Source organism: Aeromonas sp. sif0611 (assembly GCF_019218845.1).
In the GTDB taxonomy this organism is placed as follows: domain Bacteria; phylum Pseudomonadota; class Gammaproteobacteria; order Enterobacterales; family Aeromonadaceae; genus Aeromonas; species Aeromonas media.
The window spans coordinates 904,790-918,620 of sequence record NZ_JAHUWU010000002.1 but is presented as its reverse complement, the minus strand read 5'-3'; the positions used below and the strand labels follow the sequence as shown (position 1 = coordinate 918,620).

Here is a 13,831-nt window from a genome sequence, read left to right as displayed (position 1 = left end):
CGCACGCCGAGCCCGGTTTGGCACAGAGTGCTGTATCACCCCCTATATCACAGGAAAGTTATGAAGCTCCTCCACAACACGGCGGCCGCACTGTGCTGCAGCCTGCTCCTGGCCGCCCCCGGGTTTGCCATCGAATATGCCCTGCCTGCGGCCAACAGCCGCCTGGTGGGCGAGAACCTGGAATACGTGGTACCGGCCGAAGAGGCGGGCCAGCCCCTGGAAGCTGCCGCGGCCAAGTTCCAGCTGGGATTGACCAACATGCTGGAAGCCAACCCCAAGGCGGATCCCCTGTTGCTGCAGGCGGGTGAGAAGCTGGTCGTGCCGCACCAGCTGATCCTGCCGGATGCCCCCCGCGAGGGCATAGTGCTGAACGTCGCCGAGATGCGCCTCTACTACTACCCCAAAGGCAAGAAGGTAGTGGAAGTGCTGCCGATCGGCATCGGCCAGCTCGGCACCGACACCCCGGAAGACTGGGTGACCAGCGTACAGCGCAAGAAGGCGGGCCCGACCTGGACCCCGACCGCCAAGATGCACGCCGAATACGCCGCCCGCGGCGAGACCCTGCCTGCGGTCTGGCCGGCCGGCCCGGACAACCCCATGGGGCTGTTTGCGCTCTACATCGGCAAGATGTACGCCATCCACGGCACCAATGCCCAGTTCGGCATCGGTCTGCGGGTGAGCCACGGTTGTGTGCGCCTGCGTAACGACGACATCGAGTATCTGTTCAAGCAGGTACCGGTCGGCACGCGGGTCCAGTTCGTGAACCAGCCGATCAAGGCCTCGGTCGAGCCGGATGGCAGCCGCTACCTGGAAGTGCACCAGCCGCTCTCCCGCAGCCAGGAGGAGTTCAACTCCAGCCTGCCGGCACCCTTGCCCATGTCCACTGCTGTGACCCGCTTCATCGCCCACGCCGATAGCGATTCCCAGTTGGTCAAGCAGGCCCTGGAACAGCGCAGCGGCATGCCCATCGCCATCAACCGCTGATCCGGTTGCCCTCGATGTCGAGCCCCGGCCAAGGTCGGGGCTTTTTTATGATGCAGGGGAGGGGGATCCCACGGATAAGTCTTTGCACCACCGGGATATAATCCGGCCTAACCGCTCTTGATTGGTTACTTGATTAGGTGTGAAACGTTTTCTCTGTGTTTTTTATTTGTTAAAAGTGGTTGTGATCAGGCGATCTGCTGATTACTCTAGGCCGGTTTTTTTAAGGAAGAGTTCGTCGCAAGAACGAACACAGACGTCACATAACGGAGTTTTGAATGACAGCTAGCACCCCAATGCTCATCACCTTTTTGGTGTACATCCTCGGGATGGTGTTGATCGGCTTCATCGCCTATCGCGCCACCCAGAACTTTGACGACTACATTCTCGGCGGCCGCCGCATGGGGAGCTGGGTCACCGCCCTCTCCGCCGGGGCCTCCGACATGAGCGGCTGGCTCCTGATGGGCCTGCCGGGCGCCGTCTTCATCGGCGGCATCTCCGAGAGCTGGATCGCCATCGGCCTCACCATAGGTGCCTACTTCAACTGGCGCTGGGTAGCAGGCCGGCTGCGGGTTCACACCGAGAAGAACCGCAACGCCCTGACCCTGCCGGACTACTTCACCTACCGTTTCGAGGACAAGAGCCGGGTGCTGCGCATCCTCTCCGCCCTGGTGATCCTGCTGTTCTTCACCATCTACTGCGCCTCCGGCGTGGTGGCCGGTGCCCGCCTGTTCGAGAGCACCTTCGGCATGAGCTATGACACCGCCCTCTGGGTCGGTGCCGCGGCCACCATCACCTACACCTTCTTCGGCGGCTTCCTCGCGGTGAGCTGGACCGATACGGTGCAGGCGACCCTGATGATCTTCGCCCTGATCCTCACCCCGGTATTCGTCATCATCGCCGTCGGCGGCATCGACACCGCCATGGTGCAGGTAGCGGCACAGAACGCCAGCAACCTCGACATGTTCAAGAACCTGGACTTCATCGCCATCATCTCGCTGATGGCCTGGGGCCTGGGCTACTTCGGCCAGCCCCACATACTGGCGCGCTTCATGGCGGCGGACTCCCACCACTCCATGGTCAATGCCCGCCGTATCAGCATGACCTGGATGGTGTTCTGCCTCGGCGGCGCCGTGGCCATCGGCTTCTTCGGCCTCTCCTACTTCTCCACCTTCACCGAGCAGGCCGCCGGCGTCACCGGCAACCCGGAGCGCGTCTTCATCGAGCTCTCCAAGATACTGTTTAACCCCTGGATTGCCGGCGTGCTGCTCTCCGCCATTCTGGCGGCGGTGATGAGCACCCTGAGCTGTCAGCTGCTGGTCTGCTCCAGCGCCATCACCGAGGATCTCTACAAGCCCTTCCTGCGCAAGAACGCCTCCCAGAAAGAGCTGGTGTGGGTCGGCCGTGCCATGGTGCTGCTGATCGCCGTGGTGGCCATCGCTGTCGCCGTGAACCCGGAGAACCGGGTACTGGGGCTGGTGAGCTACGCCTGGGCTGGTTTCGGTGCCGCCTTCGGCCCCGTGGTGCTGCTCTCCGTGCTCTGGTCGCGCATGACCCGCAACGGCGCCCTGGCCGGCATGCTGACCGGTGCCATGACCGTCATCGTCTGGAAGCAGTTCGGCTGGCTGGGTCTGTATGAAATCATCCCGGGCTTCGTCTTCGCCACCCTGGCCATAGTGCTGTTCAGCCTGCTGGACAAGGCCCCCTCCAAGGCCATGCTGGATCGCTTTGCCGATGCCGAGCGGGAGTTTCAGACCCCCATGGCCGAGGCGATCGCGGTGAAATAACCCCGGTGACCGCCAACAAAAAGCCCCGCAACTGCGGGGCTTTTTTCATGGCGAGGCGGGCTTATTGGCCGCTGACCCGGCACTGCCGGGCGGCTTGGTCATAACGCTCCAGCCTGGCTTCGTTCCCCTTGGTCAGCAGCGTGAGATTCTGCCCCTCGTAACGGGCGCCGCTAGCGCTGGGAGCTTCAAAGGCGAGCACCTGCGACTGCTGCGCCCCCTCGCTCAGGTTGATCACGGCAGCGGGCCGCTTGGCCTCGTTGTAGAAGTAGGTCGAGAGCCGGATCCCGCCGTCGCACTGGTAGTCGACCGGGCTTGGCACCCTCAGCTGGCCCCCCTTTATCTGCAGCTCTGTGATGCGCAACTGGTAGCTCTCCTCCACGCATTGGCGCGAGTCACTCTCTTTCCAGCACTCGTTGCGCCCCTTGATCCAGCCGCGCTGCATCGCCTTCTCCGTCTTCTGCTGCTCCGCCGACAGCTGGCTCAGCGCCTTGGGGTAGAGGGCGGCGAGCTCGTTATCCAGCGCCGCCAGCCCGGCGTCCTGGCAGACAAGCTGCTCGGCCGCGCTGTGGGCCTTGGTGCAATCAAAGGAAGGGGTGGCGGCACAGGCCAGCAGTGGCATCAAGGCGAGGGTGCCCAGCAACATCTTGGTCATCGAAAAGGCTCCAGCAAGAGGGGATTCCCGCTTACTACAGCACAAGGGCGCCGGGCCGCCGAGGACTTTTTCACCCCAGGCTCCCTTGCCCGCCCCTTTGGGCAGCGCTGCCGACAACCCAGGTCACCTGGGTCGCCGACGCCCTGGCTCAGGGTCGTCGCCGCGCCAACTGCTGCGCATCCTGGCGAGCGGCGGCCCCGGCTTGCGTGAGCCAGCGCTGGCGCGCCTTTTCATCCGAGGTGTGGACGGGCCCCAGATGCTGGCGGTGGGTCAGCTGGATGCCGCAGAGCCCCAGCACCGGCTTGGCGAGGGTGCGCTCGACGGGGGAGCCCAGCCACCAGCGGTAGTACCAGACAGGGCTGTCCATGGTGAGCAGCAGGCGCGCCGTCTTGCCGGCGAGCAGGCGCTCGGGAAGCGCCTTACCCTTCTGATAGCGAAAGGCGAACCCAGAGAGCAGCACCCTGTCCAGTAACCCCTTGAGCCGGGCCGGCAGGTGGCCCCACCAGAGGGGGGCGACGATCACCAGATGGTGGGCCTGCTTCAGGCTCTGCTGCAATGCCTGCAGATCGGGCTCGAGGGGCTGCGCCTCGTCATAGCCATGGTGCAGATCCGGCTCGAAGGCGAGCTCCCCCACGTGATGCAGGGTGACCTCTGCGCCGCCCTCCTCGGCGCTGCGGGCATACTCCCTGGCTAGGGCGTGGCAGAGGCTGTCGGGTTTGGGGTTGCCGTTGATGATAAGCAGCTTGGGTGTCATGGCGTGGCTCCTGATGAAGTGAGCCCCCATTACACCCCTTGTCCCATGGGACAGAGTCAAGCCACCTTGTGCGCCCGTCCTGCAAGCCCTTGCTCAGCCTGTGGGAGCGGCTCGTTCTGGCCGGGGGCGCCATAGCGGCAGGGGGGCTGCGCCAGCAGGGCGGCGCACTGGCTCAAGGCCTGGTGCTGGCGTTGCAGCCTGGCCACGTCGGCCTCGATCTGCGCCAGTTTGCCCGCGATAAGCTGTTCCACCCTCTGCCAGGGAAACTGGTCGAGACTGGTGAGGCCTGTCAGCAAGGGAACCAGCTCCCCGAGCTTGCAGCCGAGCTGTTGGGCCTCGCGAATAAAGCCGACCCACTCCAGATCCTCGGCCCGGTAGACGCGATACTTGCCGCGCCGCCTGGGCTCGGGCAGCAGCCCGAGCTGCTCGTAGAGACGGACTGCCTTGGGTGTGGTGCCCGCCAGCCGGGCAAATTCGCCGATATACATCTTGTTGCTCGCAAAGGTTGTTCGAGTAGGGGCTCACTATAGGCCAGTGGCAGGGGGGAATGAATCCCCAGGGCGGAGGGGCAGTCGGCGCAGTGCATTGCGCAGCAGCTCTCTGGATGTGGCTTTGCCCCATAGTATGCGAGGGCGTTGCCCTCGACGGGGTTTCGTCCGCCCTTCGGGCCGGGGCGGGAAATGGCCGCGCTGACCCCTGACGGAGCCAAAACGGACGTACACGGACAAGTGAACGCCACTATAAGCGAATATGGGGTCATTTTCGGAAAACCCATAAATTCAGCTTATAGTGGCTCTGGAACGCCAGACAGGGCCATCAGGGGGCTAAAAAGGGCACCCCAAGGGGATTTCCCGAACCTGGTTTATATCGTGGCTGGGTTATATGTGAGTGTCAGAATACGTTTCGCTATTTGAACCTATGGGCTTCTGCTTGCGTTGGATGGTTCATAGAATTTTCATTCCATATTATGTAGGCATTTGCTGATGCCGAAATCACACCAATGAGAAGAACAAAAATTGAAAAGTATTTAGAGATTCTATAATTCATTTCCCCGTTTTTTACTCGCTTCCACTCAAATTTCAACAGTGGTTTTGCCGTATTCCTTACGTCGTCACAGGCAGTTCGAGCTTCTGATAATTCGTTTTTATTGTAATGATCCCTAGTTTTTTTCAAAGCGGCTAAAAAGGTATCATTAAGTTGCTTGCCTTCTTTGTTCTTCTCACTATCATTTATCCTAAAAATGATGTCATTATATGATTCATTTACTTTAGAGTAGATTTCCTCAACATCACGAGCCATTTCAAACTTGTCTTTTTTTTCACCAGTTCTTTCAGCGTGATGTTTATATAGGGTCGACAAATAAGTTAAAGATGATACATAACAGGATATAGAATCACGTAATGAGTTAATCCAATCTTGTCTGAATTCAGATGTCTTATTTTCTTTAGAGGCAATCAGATTCATGAATGCAAAGAAACCAGCAACCAAAGCCGCAAACATTGCACCTAATAAGATAATTGCGTTTTTTTCAAATACATTTTCCAATGTTTAACTTCTCCTATAGCCTAACGCCTCAATCAGGGGCTGATAATAGCTTACTAAAATGTGTAACGAAGCGGACCTGAGCAAGCTGTTAGCAGTCCCGTTACTGTATTGGCTTGTTTGCTGGACTTATTAGCCTAATTCTAAGCTTTTTCTTTTGATTTCTATATGAATTTGCCGCAGCTACTTCATTAATTTTGTTCTTCGGTGGTTGAGGTTCTTCTGGCATTTCATCGACTATTTCCAAAAAACCTTTCTTTACAAGCTCTACATCAGATTCAGCAGCCAAGTTTGATATCAGCTTCTCTATTTCTTTATTTGACTCTATTAGTTTTTCAACAAGGTCAGTTGCTAACTTTCTGCCGTTTGCACCTGATTTAATTCCTTCAAGTTGATTAGTCACCTTCTGAATCGAACCAATAATACCTATTCGTGCTTCAAGTCTAATGACATTTTGTTGCCTTGAACCTGCGGAAAAAACACCTTCTGATATTATATAATCTGTAACGCGTTTAGCATCACTATAAATTAGTTGAATCCCTTCTCTAAAGTCCTTGTAATTAGCAATACCTTGAAATAATAGTCCTATAGTGCCTAAAATCGTAATTCTGGCTATTAGGGAGCCTTCTTCAAAATCGACTTCTATAGGTGCATCTGGAGATAAAAAGAAATCCACACGACTTCTAGCAAACTCAGTGATCAGTTGCTTGAATTCTTCAAGTTGCTGCTCATTTTTAGCAACTTCTGATTCAATATGAATATAAGCTTGGCTTAGAATATTCTTGTTTATGTAATCTGCCAATGAAACCTCCTTGTACAGCTAACGTTTGGTTAAGGGGCTGACTTTAGCCCGTCCCAGAAAGCGAAGCGAACGATTTGAACCACAAGTTAGGGTGGAAATATTATTTGGAGGGAATGTTGACATCTGTGGTGCCAAACGGGAGTGGAGAATATCCAGCAAAACCTGGATAGCCCGGATAACCGGGGTAACCAGGATATCCGGGGTAGCCTGGATACCCTCGGTAGGGATGACAGCTTATTTTGTAAAGCCGGTCACCATCATGGATGGTTCCAAGGTATTCGCCTTTTTCTGTAACAACATCATAATCATCCCATGGAAGCCAACCTATCCACTTAGCTTCTTTGCTGTATACAAACCGCTCAATACGAAAGGCGATCCACTCGCCTCTGGAGTTAAAAAGGAATTGGGTAGACATTGGGTAAACTCCTTAGACCCTAACAGTGATTAGATAGAAAGCGATACTCACACATTAATACCGCCTTCTATCTAACTCCTCTTCATCTTGATTCATGGTGTTATAAATAATATTTTGAATCAATGACTTATCTGCCAACATCTGAAACGGACTGTATTCGTTTTCCCTCTTCTTTTTACACAACCATTACGACTGTATAGAAAAGCAGTGTGACGTAGGCATGGCAAACACTGGCATGGCTACCGCACTGGATTTCAGCTTCCAGTGTGCTGCTATTTGGCTGCGCTTGGGGGATGGCGTGACTCATGGGTGACTCCAACGAGGCATATATTGCCATTCGGGTATGTTAGCGGGGGTGGCGCCGAGGGGAAGGGCAGGGTGATGGATTTTCGGGCGGGATCAAAGAATGAGTCGCTATGGCAAGGGGAGTGCCGGCGTCGCTGGTCTGTGAGAGGGGGTTATGCCCCCACATTGGGCTCATGGAGCCAGTTTTGCCGGCCTCCTTTAGGTCAGCACCAGGGTTTGGCGGCTACTATGGCCGCTCGTGAAGAGGAAGGGCTGGTCGCCCTCCCTTATGCCAGCGCCAGTTGCTGGCGGGCGCGCCACAGCCGCTCGTGGAAGAAGAAGACGACGGTGTTGATGGCAGGTTCGATCAGCGCCATCACGCCGCCGGTGAGCAGCTCGCCGCTCAACAGGTAGGCGACGCCGAAGGCCACCGAGAAGTGGACCAGGGCGAAGCTGCTGGTCTTGGCCTGCAGGGTGTGGTCGGGCTTGAGCTTGTGCCAGCCAAGGTCGTGGAAGTAGAAGGCGACCGTGTTGACAGCGGGCTCGATCAGGGCGATCAGGCTGGCGGTGAGCAGTTCGCCGGTCAGCAGATAAGCCACGGTGAAGGCGACACTGAAGTGCAGAACGGCGAAGCTGATGGTCTTTTTCATGATGGTGTCTCCTCTGGCGATGAAGGCAGTATCACCCAGAACTTCATCAAATGAAAACTATTCTCATCTATCGGCGAAATAGAAAATGCCTATCAACCGGGGGAGAAACCACCAGATTGGGGAGTTGCCTGGGGCCACGGCGGCGCTAGAGTGTGCCTTTTGCCATGAAAAAGGAGCTTTCATGACCATCAACTCCACCCTGTTTGGGCTGTTTATCCTGCTGCTGATGATCCTTGTCGGCGTCGTGGCCTGGCGACTAGCCCGGCGCAAGAGCCGTCACCCCGTGCTTGTCACCGTCCTGTGCGTGCTGCTCTGCCTGGTACCACCCTTCGCCCTGCTGGCGCTGCTCATTCTGGCGCTCTGGCGGGATATGCCCGTCAGGGCCTGAGGCGAGCGGCGTCATCCCGGCAACGGCAGACAGAGAAAAGCCCCTTTCGGGGCTTTATCATGTTTGCGGTCGGTAAGGGGTTCAGTCTGCTGCCTTGTTGAGCCACTCCACCCTGTACTGGGCACCGGCGCCCTGGGCCAGTTTGGCGCACAGGGGTTTGAGGAAGGCTTCGATCTGCTCGTCCAGCATCCAGGGGGGGCTGACGATCAGCATGCCTGAGCCGTTCATGCCCCAGTCGCTGGTCTGGCCGGCCACTTCGAGCTCCGCCACCAGGACGTTGCCGAAGTTCTCCCGCTTGATCGCTTTGAGCATGTCGCGGGACTTGTCCGCCTCCTGGCCGAGGATGGGATACCAGAGGGCGTAGATGCCGGTAGCCCAGCGCTTCTGTGCTTTTTTAAGGGTATCGACCACGGCGAAGTAGTCTTCTTTCAACTCATAGGGAGGGTCGATGAGCACCAGGCCGCGGCGCGGGGTGGGCGGCAGCAGGGCCACCAGCCCCTCGAAGCCGTCCCGATGGTGGACGGCGACGCGGGGGTCATAGCCCATGTTGGCGCGAAGATCCTCCACCTCGTTGTTGTGCAGCTCCATCAGCGCCAGCTTGTCCTGATCGCGGGCGAGACGGCGCGACAGCTCCGGCGAGCCCGGGTAGTAGTGCAGCTGACCATCGCTGTTCATCTCTTCGATGACGCCCAGATAGGGGGCCATGGCGGACCACTGGGCGCGCTCGTCCCACAGGCGGCCGATGCCGTCGGCGTACTCCGCCTTCTTCTGGGACCAGTCGCCGCGCAGATCGTAGAGACCGCCGCCGGCATGGGTGTCCAGCACGATGAAGGGCTTCTCCTTCTTCTTGAGGGACTCGATGATCAGGGCCTGGACGGTGTGTTTCAGCACGTCGGCATGGTTGCCGGCGTGAAAGGCGTGGCGGTAGCTCAGCATATTAGGTCTCTGAGGGGGCCCTGCTGGGCACCCAGTAACGATAGATAGTTCAACAGGTTGTGGCTCTTGCCACGAAACAGGGAGAGGCCGCGCAGGGTCTGCAGCAGGACCCCCTGTTGCAGCCGCTCCAGCTCCAGCTCGTGGGCCAGCATGGCCTGGTACTCTTCCTCGGCCAGCCGTGACTTGGCTTGCTGGCGCAGGGTGCGCCAGGGGAGCAGCACGGCCTCGGTCTGGACCAGAGCTGGTTGCAGGTCGGTGAGGTCGACCGGGATGCCGAGCAAGTCCAGATGGTGCAGCAGGAGCGCCAGGTTGACGTTGCCCCCCTGGCTCTGCACGTCGAGCCAGTCCTGGCTGCGCTCGCCATAGACCTTGCCGCTCCAGTGCCAGAAGCCGAGCGGCGTCGGCAGCTCGTGCACGGCGACCCGCTCGCTGGCCATCAGCCGTTCGTCACGCAAAGAAGGCCTGCTCCATGGTTTCCAGCTCCTCAGATAGGCTCATCCACTCCAGCTCCACCTCTTCCAGCTGCTCCTTGAGGGGGCCCTGGGACTTGAGCAGCTCGGAGAGCCTGGTTTTAGCGCTCTCTTCGTAGATGGCGGGATCGGCCAGCTGGCTCTCGATGTCGCCAAGCTTGCCCTGCAGCTTCTCCATGCTGGCCTCGAGCTTCTCCAGCTTCTGGCGCAGTGGCCGGGTCTGCTGGCGGAACTGGGCCTCGAGCCGTTTCTGATCCTTGCGTGCCACCGCCGAGTTGGCGGAGACGGGGCCATCCACCTGCTTGGCGTTGGCCTCTTTCTCCTGCTCACCGAGCCATTTGTGGTAGTCATCCAGATCGCCGTCGAACGGCTCGACCCGGCCACCGTGCACCAGATAGAAGTCATCCGTGGTGGTGCGCAGCAGGTGACGGTCGTGCGAGACCACCACCATGGCTCCCTCGAAGCCTTGCAGCGCCATGGTCAGGGCGTGGCGCATCTCCAGATCCAGGTGGTTGGTCGGTTCATCCAGCAGCAGCAGGTTTGGCTTTTGCCAGGTGATCAGCGCCAGCACCAGCCGCGCCTTTTCACCACCGGAGAAGGGGGCCACCTTGTCGAGCGCCTTGTCACCGTGGAAGCCGAAGCTGCCGAGGTAGTTGCGCAGCTCCTGCTCGGACTTGTCCGGCGCGAGGCGGGCCAGGTGATCGAGGGGGGTGTCGTCCAGGCGCAGGGTTTCGAGCTGATGCTGGGCGAAGTAGCCGATGCTGACCCCGGCGCTCACCTCCAGCTTGCCCGACAGCGGCGCATTGGAGCCCGACAGCATCTTGATGAAGGTGGACTTGCCTGCGCCGTTGCGCCCCAGCAGGCCGATGCGTGAGCCCGGCACTAGGTTCATCTTTATCTTCTCCAGGATCACCTTGTCACCGTAACCGGCGCACAGGTTCTCCATGGCGATGAGCGGGGTCGGCAGGGCCGAGGGCTCGCGAAACTCGAAGCTGAACTCGGAGTCGGCGTGGGCGGGCAGTATCTTCTCCATCCGCTCCATGGCTTTCAGCCGGCTCTGGGCTTGACGGGCCTTGGAGGCCTTGTAGCGGAAACGGTCCACATAGGCCTGCATGTGGGACATCTCACGCTGCTGCTTCTCGTACATGGATTGCTGCTGGGCCAGCTGCTCGGCGCGCTGCAGCTCGAAGTCGGAGTAGCCGCCGGTGTATTCGTTGAGCTTGCCGTTCTCGATGTGGATGATGCGGTTGATGACCGAATCGAGGAAGTCGCGGTCGTGAGAAATAAGCACCAGCGTGCCCTGATAGCCCTTGAGCCACTTCTCCAGCCAGATGACAGCATCCAAATCCAGGTGGTTGGTCGGTTCATCGAGCAGCAGCAGATCGGAGCGGCAGAGCAGGGCCTGGGCCAGGTTCAGGCGCATGCGCCAGCCACCGGAGAAGCTACGCACCGGCGAGTCGAGCTGATCGCCCCCAAAGCCCAGGCCGTGCAGCAGCTCGGCGGCGCGGGCGCGGATGCTGTAGGCGCCTATGGTGTCGAGCCTGCCGTGCAGCTCGGCCACCAGGATGCCGTTGTCATCCAGCTCGGCCTGGGCCAGCTGGGCTTCGAGGGCGCGGAACTCCTTGTCGCCATCGACCACGTACTCCAGTGCGGAGCAGTCCAGCGCCGGGGTCTCCTGAGCCACGCCGGCAATCTGCCAGCCGGCGGGCAGACTGAAGCTGCCGTTGTCGATGGCCAGCTCGCCCCGCACCAGCGCAAAGAAGGTGGACTTGCCACAGCCGTTCTTGCCCACCAGGCCCACCTTGTGGCCGGGATGTATGGTGGCGGACGCGTTGTCCAGCAGCGTGCGGCCGCCGCGGATCAGTTCGATTTGACTGGCAACTATCATGGATGGATCTGCTTGGCTCAATGAAGGGGAGAAACTGGCGCGGATCTTACGTGAAATGACTCGGATTTGCACTTGAGGCTGGAGGGCATGGCTGGCTGCGGCAAGAAAAACGTGCCATAACAGAGACATCTGTCAGGGGGCTGGAGGCTTCCATGTTGATTAAAGAGATCATGACGACCCGGGTTGCGACCGTTTCCATGGATGACAGGCTCAATGTCATCAAGGCGATCTTCGAGCAGGCTCACTTTCGCCACCTGCTGGTGGTGGAAGAGGAGGTGCTGGTGGGGGTCATCTCGGACCGGGATCTGCTGCGCGCCATCAGCCCCTATCTCGACACGGATGCCGAGATGAACCGCGACACCGAGACCCTCAACCGACGCGCCCACCAGATCATGAGTCGCGAGCCCATCACCATCTCTCCGGAACGTTCCTTGCAGGAGGCAGCCAGCATCATGCTGGAGCAGCATGTATCCTGCCTGCCGGTGCTGGAAAACGGCGCCCTGGTGGGCATCGTCAGCTGGAAAGACCTGCTGCGCGTCATGCGGGGCTGGCAACCGACCTGAGACTTTTTTGGGGGGCGCATGGAGCCCACCCCACCGGGCCCTTATTGAACACCACTCGATACAAGTGTCTGCTATATCGATATAGGGCGTTTTTATTGTTCTTATTTCATGTCTTCCATGGTTTAAAATTCCAAATTAATCGGCCTTTGTGACACTTGGTGTCGCAATGACTGGATTGCATCGTGTTTTTCTAATTAATCGACCCCAGCTTCAGTTCCCATCAAGGTTCGCAGATCTACCCTAGGTCATCGGAAATGAACCCGATTCAAAATGACAACGACCGAGCACAGGTCTGGTTTACACCTCAGAGGAACGAACAATGAAAAAGACAGCATTGACGATGGCCATCTCCAGCCTGCTGCTGGCCGGTGGTGCACAAGCTTCTACCGTTTACAACCAGGATGGTACCAAGCTTGACATCGGTGGCCGTGTTCAAGGCATGTACTACGGTAGCGACAACGACGACGAGAGTGGCGATCAGAGCTACCTGCGTCTGCGCATCGGTGGTGAGACCCGCATCAACGAAGAAACCGTCGCCAACGGCTTCGTCGAGTACAACGTACCGACCAACAGCTCCGACACTGAGCTGCGTTATGCCTACGTTGGCATCAAGAACGATCGTTTCGGTGCCTTCAGCTACGGTCGTCAGGATGGTCTGATTGCCAAGGCCGTTAACGACTACACCGACGTTCTGCCGGAGTGGGGCGGAGATGGCCTGGGCAAGGGTACCGAAGTGTTCGGTACCGGTCGCACCAACGGCCTGGCCCAGTACATCTACACCTTCGACGGTCTGGTGCTGGGTGCCCAGTTCACCGGCGAGAACGAAGCGCAGAACGAGAGCGCTACCAGCTGGACCAAGGGTTCTGCAGAAGGTTACGCCCTGTCTGCCAACTACAACTTCGACATGGGCATCAGCCTGGGTCTGGCCTATAACCAGGCCGGCAAGACCACCGATCAGGTTGAAAAGGCCAACTTCGGCGCTCAGGACGCGAAGCTGACTGCCGTTGGTATCAAGTACAACGCCAACAACCTGTATGCTGCCGCGACCTATGCCTATGGCGAAGACCATGTCTACGTTAACAATGCCGGCAACAACGGTTACGTTAGCGAGAGCAACGGTTACGAAGCCGTAGTTCAGTACACCTGGGGCCAGTGGAAGCCGTCCCTGGCGTACAACCGTCTGGACGTGAAAGACGCCGACCAGAACATTGACGATACCCTGACCGAGTACGTGTCCATCGGTGCCTGGTACAACATCAACGACAACTTCGATGTCTACGTTGATTACAAGGCCAACCTGCTGAGCAGCGACGGCACTGACGGGTACAACAAGTTCGGCCAGAACACCGACGACGTCGTTGGCGTGGCCATGCAGTACCACTTCTAAGTCATTCCCTGACTGCCTACTGTATTTTTGGACCGGCCGCATCGCGGCCGGTTTTTTTATGGGCGCCACATCAGGTGGGCGTGTTATCGGGCGTCAGGCCAATCCCGGGTTCAGCATTGTCCCCTGCTGGTCGATAACTCTCTGTGTCGGGTCGGTGGCGATGAAGGACGACTGTCACTGGGCTATGGGGCGAGGATCACGTCCCGTGGCCAAGTTCCTATCTTTTCTCGACCCTTTTCATTATTTCTATAGAGACTTGCGTTGCTCCTGCCGGGAGAATGCGGGTCTGGTTGGCATGCTGGCGCCCCATCGCGGGGCGGCACTCGGGAAA

At 58.4% G+C, this 13,831-nt stretch carries 15 protein-coding genes; 5 read left to right on the top strand and 10 right to left on the bottom strand.

What is annotated here, in order from left to right:
- The first annotated feature begins 60 nt into the window (after positions 1–60).
- Together KW824_RS09150 and putP are read left to right on the top strand one after the other, a co-directional pair.
- On the top strand, positions 61–984 hold the full coding sequence (locus KW824_RS09150) for a L,D-transpeptidase family protein (RefSeq protein ID WP_043132981.1): 924 nt from the start codon (positions 61–63) through the stop codon (positions 982–984).
- A gap of 275 nt (positions 985–1,259) precedes the next feature.
- Entirely contained in the window at positions 1,260–2,768 is a 1,509-nt protein-coding gene (gene putP, locus KW824_RS09145) for a sodium/proline symporter PutP (protein WP_043132978.1), read from the top strand.
- 61 nt (positions 2,769–2,829) lie between these two features.
- On the opposite strand, the gene KW824_RS09140 is transcribed toward putP, so the two are convergent.
- The 7 genes from KW824_RS09140 to KW824_RS09110 all read right to left on the bottom strand — a co-directional run bounded on the left by KW824_RS09140 (position 2,830) and on the right by KW824_RS09110 (position 7,868).
- Complete coding sequence (locus tag KW824_RS09140) at positions 2,830–3,420, bottom strand: MliC family protein (protein ID WP_218409592.1); 591 nt, start codon at positions 3,418–3,420, stop codon at positions 2,830–2,832.
- 148 nt (positions 3,421–3,568) lie between these two features.
- On the bottom strand, positions 3,569–4,174 hold the full coding sequence (locus KW824_RS09135) for an NAD(P)H-dependent oxidoreductase (RefSeq protein WP_218409591.1): 606 nt from the start codon (positions 4,172–4,174) through the stop codon (positions 3,569–3,571).
- 56 nt (positions 4,175–4,230) lie between these two features.
- Complete coding sequence (locus KW824_RS09130; RefSeq protein ID WP_256351307.1) at positions 4,231–4,662, bottom strand: MerR family transcriptional regulator; 432 nt, start codon at positions 4,660–4,662, stop codon at positions 4,231–4,233.
- A 418-nt stretch (positions 4,663–5,080) separates the two neighbouring features.
- Positions 5,081–5,719, bottom strand: a complete 639-nt coding sequence (locus tag KW824_RS09125; protein WP_218409590.1) for a hypothetical protein — start codon at positions 5,717–5,719, stop codon at positions 5,081–5,083.
- A 100-nt stretch (positions 5,720–5,819) separates the two neighbouring features.
- On the bottom strand, positions 5,820–6,518 hold the full coding sequence (locus KW824_RS09120; protein ID WP_218409589.1) for a hypothetical protein: 699 nt from the start codon (positions 6,516–6,518) through the stop codon (positions 5,820–5,822).
- Positions 6,519–6,618: 100 nt separating this feature from the next.
- Positions 6,619–6,933, bottom strand: coding sequence for a hypothetical protein (locus tag KW824_RS09115; protein ID WP_218409588.1), 315 nt, complete (start codon positions 6,931–6,933; stop codon positions 6,619–6,621).
- 572 nt (positions 6,934–7,505) lie between these two features.
- Positions 7,506–7,868: a DUF2061 domain-containing protein gene (locus tag KW824_RS09110; RefSeq protein WP_218409587.1), complete on the bottom strand. Its 363-nt coding sequence runs from the start codon at positions 7,866–7,868 to the stop codon at positions 7,506–7,508.
- 181 nt (positions 7,869–8,049) lie between these two features.
- Between KW824_RS09110 and KW824_RS09105 the strand changes: the two genes are divergently transcribed.
- Entirely contained in the window at positions 8,050–8,256 is a 207-nt protein-coding gene (locus KW824_RS09105; protein WP_218409586.1) for a hypothetical protein, read from the top strand.
- An 81-nt stretch (positions 8,257–8,337) separates the two neighbouring features.
- Here the strand turns inward: KW824_RS09105 and KW824_RS09100 are convergent, their stop codons facing one another.
- From KW824_RS09100 to KW824_RS09090, 3 genes are read right to left on the bottom strand one after another with little or no spacing between them, the layout of a single operon-like run.
- Entirely contained in the window at positions 8,338–9,192 is an 855-nt protein-coding gene (locus KW824_RS09100; RefSeq protein WP_218409585.1) for a 23S rRNA (adenine(2030)-N(6))-methyltransferase RlmJ, read from the bottom strand.
- Complete coding sequence (locus KW824_RS09095; protein ID WP_182787743.1) at positions 9,186–9,647, bottom strand: DUF2390 domain-containing protein; 462 nt, start codon at positions 9,645–9,647, stop codon at positions 9,186–9,188. The genes KW824_RS09100 and KW824_RS09095 overlap by 7 nt, the downstream gene beginning before the upstream one ends.
- Entirely contained in the window at positions 9,640–11,550 is a 1,911-nt protein-coding gene (locus KW824_RS09090) for an ABC transporter ATP-binding protein (RefSeq protein WP_218409584.1), read from the bottom strand. The genes KW824_RS09095 and KW824_RS09090 overlap by 8 nt, the downstream gene beginning before the upstream one ends.
- Before the next feature lie 152 nt (positions 11,551–11,702).
- On the opposite strand from KW824_RS09090, the gene KW824_RS09085 reads away from it, so the two are divergent.
- Together KW824_RS09085 and KW824_RS09080 are read left to right on the top strand one after the other, a co-directional pair.
- Positions 11,703–12,113, top strand: coding sequence for a CBS domain-containing protein (locus tag KW824_RS09085; RefSeq protein WP_005325920.1), 411 nt, complete (start codon positions 11,703–11,705; stop codon positions 12,111–12,113).
- Positions 12,114–12,432: 319 nt separating this feature from the next.
- Positions 12,433–13,500 carry a porin gene (locus KW824_RS09080; RefSeq protein WP_041205091.1) on the top strand — a complete coding sequence of 356 codons (1,068 nt, stop codon included), beginning with the start codon at positions 12,433–12,435 and terminating at the stop codon, positions 13,498–13,500.
- Positions 13,501–13,831: the final 331 nt, after the last annotated feature.